Annotated in this window: 2 pseudogenes; both read right to left on the reverse strand. The window is 43.4% G+C overall.

Features of this window, described 5'->3' with window-relative positions:
• Positions 1–215: pseudogene (locus ACTHUM_RS13595) on the reverse strand (23S rRNA methyltransferase); the annotation flags it as partial.
• 124 nt (positions 216–339) lie between these two features.
• A pseudogene (gene rlmD, locus ACTHUM_RS13600) lies at positions 340–1,552 on the reverse strand (23S rRNA (uracil(1939)-C(5))-methyltransferase RlmD); the annotation flags it as partial.

Raw genomic sequence — 1,552 nt, forward strand, 5'->3', positions numbered from 1 at the left:
TTGACTTTCTCAATCCAGTCGTTTCCATCCTCAGAGGAGGCTGTATGAGCAGCAGATGTACGGCCGCTTTTTGATGCATGTGCGCTTTGTTTGTCTGAATTGTTACTTTGTTTATGACGAACAAAAACCAACACCAGCAAAAAAAGCACCAGCAAAAGAATAGTTAAAAGTTGATAGTTCAAGAACACCTCCCGGTCTTGTGCTGCAAACTGCATTTATTAACATCTGTTGCTTTACACGCAACTTCAACGCTATTAATTCCCCAAACGAATGATGATAACATGAACGCACCCATTTTCACATTAGAAACCCTACCCCCATAAAGGACTTGATACCAATTTACAACTCAAACACACCAATGGATTCAACATGCGAGGTTTGTGCAAACATATTCATGATTCCTACCGCCTTAAACTTATAGCCCTTATCAACCAAGACACCGGCATCTCGTGCAAATGTTGATGGATTGCACGAAACATACACTATCTTCTGAGGCAAAAACGGCTTGTGTAGCGATTTGACAACAGCATAAGCCCCGTTTCTCGGAGGATCCAGCAACATCTTGTCAAATTGCCCCCACGACTCAACAGTTTTTTCATCGGTATCGAACAAGTCTGCAACAGAAAACGTCATATTCTCGGCACAACGATTCAGGCGTGCATTTTCCCTTGCCCTATCGACCAAATAATCGGCACCTTCAATACCGACAACCGATGCACCACTTTTTGCCAGCGGCAAACTAAAATTGCCCAAACCGCAAAACAAATCGGCAATCCTCTCCCCTTTTTGAGGGTTTAAAAGCCTGACCGCCCTTGCCACCATCACTTCGTTCAATTGCGCATTAATCTGCGTAAAATCACCCGGCTTGTAAGGCATTTCCACATCAAATTGAGCAAAAGTATAGTTCAGGGCAGGGCGTTCTCAGGGTAAAACGGCAAAGACTCGGCATGATCCTGCAGCCATATTTGCCATGCCTTTTCAGCACCCGACAATATCTTATCAAACCAATTACGCAATTCGCTTAATATTTGTCCAAACGGTTGATTTACGAAACGAATGTTGAATACGGTCACATTTTTTCCGCAATAAAACTCAACAAATTTCACTTTCACACCGTCATCATGCAGCTTTTGCAGCAAATTGCGGACATCAGGCAACCTATCGGACACATGCTTAGGCAAAATATGGCAATGGCGGATATTGACGACATCATGGCTTTTTTTGGCCTGAAAACCGAGTTTCAGACGGCCTTGCTTATCCATCGAAACACTTAAACGTGCTCTATCGCGATAATACCAGGAGTAACCATATAAAGGGGGCAAAATTATCTCAGGCTTGACCTTACCTATCCGTTCCAACTGCTCTTCCAAAATCCGTTGCTTTAATGCAACTTGCGCGCCAAAGGAAACATGTTGAAGCGAACAACCGCCACATGTATCAAAATAGCAACAAGCTGGCTCAATGCGTTCGGAAGAAGGTTTTAAAACCGTTTCGACCTGAGCTTCTGCAAACTGCTTTTTTTCTTTATGAATGGCAAACGTTACACGCTCTC

It is taken from the genome of Neisseria sp. P0021.S006, assembly GCF_051956895.1.